We start from the raw sequence: 3,027 nt of genomic DNA, 5'->3' as shown, positions 1-3,027 counted from the left end.
GGGAGCCGGCCGTCGGGCATCCACCGCCCGCCGCTGGTCGGCGAGCCCGGCGAGCGCCTGGCCGAAACCCGCGCCGCGCGCCGCGAAGGCCGGGCCGTACTGCGTGGCCGCCGCCATCGCCCCGGGAAGGTCTGCGAGAGCCGCGTCGGTGCGCACGCGCTGGGCGGCGAGTTCGGGCCCGAACTGTGCGCCCTTCGCGCCCAGGAACAGGCTGGAGGCGCCGCGCTCGCGCTGGGCCTCATGCACGAAGGCGCTGATCCGCGAGGCGAGGCCGACGAGGCTCTCCACCCGGTCCATCTCGGCGCGCCGCGCCCACTGGTCGGACACCGTCCAGCCGGCGGCCCCCGCGAAGGCGAGGCTGGGGGCGAGCGCCACGACCAGGATCCGGGCGCGAAGCGAGGAGAGGAGGATCATCGGCGGCAGGATATCTCGGAGAACAGAACGGAGCTTGGCCGCAGGTCATAAAGATCTGGTTATGCTGACCTGCCCGGATTCGGTGCAGCTCTGCCTGATCGGATGGCAGTTTCGGTCGGGGCGCCGCTGTCGGTGTGCAGGTTTGCCAGGTCTTCAGCGCGGGGATCATCGGTTCCGGGGATCGCCCGTGCGGGGGCGGGCCGTCTTTCATCAGCGGCGGTACTTCGGCGGAGGCCGTCCGGGGGATTCGCTCCCCCGGTTCTATTGCGGGGCGCGGGATCGTGACCCTGCGCCGGGTCATGCGGGACCGCCGCCGCCGGAGCGCCCTGAACCGCCGGGTCCTCTCCAGCAGGGGGCGACAGCTGCGCCCTTCCGCGCTCCGGCCCGCGTCGTCTCCGCCACCGCCGCCCCCCGGGCCGGGATCGTCGCTCTCGTCACCCCGGTCGACGATCCGGAGCGGCTGATTTCGGGCTCCGCAAGCGCCGGAGCCTGTGGCGGCCCCGGGCGTTCCCGTCGTCCCGGCGCGCGATGGGCGGCCCGCAGGATGGGCGGCCCGCAGGACGTCGCCGCCGGGGCGCACGCCTCGACGGGCTGTCTCGCCGCGTTGACGCGGGGCGCCTGCGCACCACCCTGGGTGAGCATGACGGGGGGATCGACGCCGCGAGCCCGCGGCGTGCCCCGGCGCCGATCGGGAGCGGGCGGGCCGAGGACAGGATCGTGCGCGACGGTTTTCGGAGTGAGGAGGACGTGATGTCGGAGGCGATGGCGGACGCGGCGGGGACCGGCATCTTCGACGTGGCGGCGCTGGCGGCGGCACTGCCCGGCAGCGCCCAGACCCTCCTGGTCGACACCTATCTGACCGACCGGGAGGCGGCGAGCGCCCGGGTGTTCCGGGTCTACCGGCCGACTCCGCCGCACTACCACGCCACCTGCGACGAGTACCTCTACTGCCTGTCGGGCCGGGGCACGGTCTGGCTGGGCGACCCGGCCGCCGCGACCGCATTCGGCCCCGGTCAGCTCCTGGTCTTCGAGAAGGGCACGGTCCACGCCATGCCGGAGATCGATCCCGCGGAACCGGTGGTGTTCCTCGCGATCGACACCCCCCGGCGGGCGCCCACCGACATCGTCTTCGTGAACCCGGAGGACGGTAGCCCCGCCACCTTCATGGCGCGCAACGCCGAGGCGTGAGCCTCACACCGACAGGGACCGCCCGGCCGCCGCCACGGCGAGGAGCAGGGCCGCCACGAGCAGGAGCGCGGCGGACAGGCCCAAAGCCTGCGCGGCGAAGCCGATCAGCGCCGGGCCCGCCAGCACCCCGGCATAGCCGAGCGTCGTCACCGCCGGCACCGCCACGCGCGCGGGCATCGCGGTCTGGCGGCCGGCCGCCGTGAACAGGACCGGGACGATGTTGGCGCAGCCCGCCCCGACCAGGGCGTAGCCGGCGAGGGCCGCCTCCCAGGCCGGGACCAGGACCGAGAGCGCGAGTCCGGCGGCCGCCAGGAGGCCGCCGAAGACCACCACGGGCCGCCGCCCGAGCCGGGCCACGACCCGATCGCCGGCAAGGCGCCCGGCCGTCATCGTCACCGAGAAGGCCGCGTAGCCCATCGCCGCCCAGGCCGGATCGAGGCCTCGCTGCTGGATCAGGAACACCGCGCTCCAGTCGAGGGCCGAGCCCTCGGTGAGGAACACCACGAAGCAGAGCAGGCCCAGCACCAGCACGACGCCCCGGGGGCGCGCGAAGGCGGGGCCTCCGCTCCCCCCTGCCCGCTCGGCCGGCAGGATCCCGGGCCAGGCGGCCGCGAACAGGGCCGCGATCCCGGCGACCAGGAGCAGCACGCTCCAGCCCGCGCCGAGCCCGGCCGCCAGCAGGCCGCTGGCGATCAGCGCCCCCAGGATGCAGCCGAGACTGTAGAGGCCGTGGAAGCCCGACATCATCGGGCGCCCGCTGGCGCGCTCCACCACGACGGCCTGCAGGTTCATGACGCAGTCCACCGCCCCCATCCCGGCGCCGAACAGCACCAGCGCCAGGGTGAGCTCCACGAGCCCATCGCCCACGGCCAGCACCGGCAGGGCGAGGCCGATCGCCAGCGTGCCGGCGAGCAGGATCGGCCGGAAACCGAGCCGCGAAGCCGCCGCCCCGGCGCTCGGCATCGCCAGGATCGAGCCGATGCCGAAGGTGAGGAGCAGCAGGCCGAGCCCCGCCGCGTCGAGGCCGGCGCGGTCCTGCACCAGCGGCACCAGGGGCGCCCAGGTGGCGTTGGCGATGCCCACGATCAGGAACAGCAGCCGCGTGGACACGCTCTGTCCGCGGGCCGCATTCCGGTCCCCCGCCCCGCCGAGGGCGACCGGGTCGGTCAGGTCGAGCGCTGGCATCGGCACCTGTCGATGGAGTCGAGTCCGAGGGTGGATCCCGGCGACGTGGGGCCTCGGTTCCCGCGGTGCAACACCGGGCCGTCGTCGCGCGCGCCGTGCCGCGCGCCCGGAGGGGACACCGGCGGCCCCATGCGTCGGCGACTTGCCCGGTTCCTCGCAGGCGCCCTCGCGCGCCCGCTCGGACGACCGGTTGGACGCCCGCTCGGGCGCTGCCGGAACGCTTTGCCGCGCGCGCAAGGG

3 protein-coding genes are annotated in these 3,027 nt (G+C 75.2%); 1 reads left to right on the top strand and 2 read right to left on the bottom strand.

Going from position 1 to position 3,027, the window contains the following annotated elements; translation table 11 throughout:
- On the bottom strand, positions 1–414 hold a 414-nt coding region (locus I53_RS13445; protein ID WP_043351506.1), incomplete at its 3' end, for a nitrate- and nitrite sensing domain-containing protein.
- Between the two features lie 762 nt (positions 415–1,176).
- On the opposite strand from I53_RS13445, the gene I53_RS13440 reads away from it, so the two are divergent.
- Entirely contained in the window at positions 1,177–1,602 is a 426-nt protein-coding gene (locus I53_RS13440; protein ID WP_043351508.1) for a cupin domain-containing protein, read from the top strand.
- Between the two features lie 3 nt (positions 1,603–1,605).
- Here the strand turns inward: I53_RS13440 and I53_RS13435 are convergent, their stop codons facing one another.
- Positions 1,606–2,787 carry an MFS transporter gene (locus tag I53_RS13435; protein ID WP_043351505.1) on the bottom strand — a complete coding sequence of 394 codons (1,182 nt, stop codon included), beginning with the start codon at positions 2,785–2,787 and terminating at the stop codon, positions 1,606–1,608.
- Positions 2,788–3,027: the final 240 nt, after the last annotated feature.

Origin of the sequence: Methylobacterium sp. B1 (assembly GCF_000333255.1) — a bacterium.
GTDB classification, from domain to species: domain Bacteria; phylum Pseudomonadota; class Alphaproteobacteria; order Rhizobiales; family Beijerinckiaceae; genus Methylobacterium; species Methylobacterium fujisawaense.
Note: the sequence above shows the minus strand (reverse complement) of the source record. Positions and strands in the feature narration are given on the sequence as shown.

Bases quoted from the DNA above. Each gene is read 5' to 3' on its own strand.
- I53_RS13440 (WP_043351508.1), top strand. From the start codon at position 1,177: ATGGCGGACGCGGCGGGGACCGGCATCTTCGACGTGGCGGCGCTGGCG.
- I53_RS13435 (WP_043351505.1), bottom strand. From the start codon at position 2,787: ATGCCAGCGCTCGACCTGACCGACCCGGTCGCCCTCGGCGGGGCGGGG.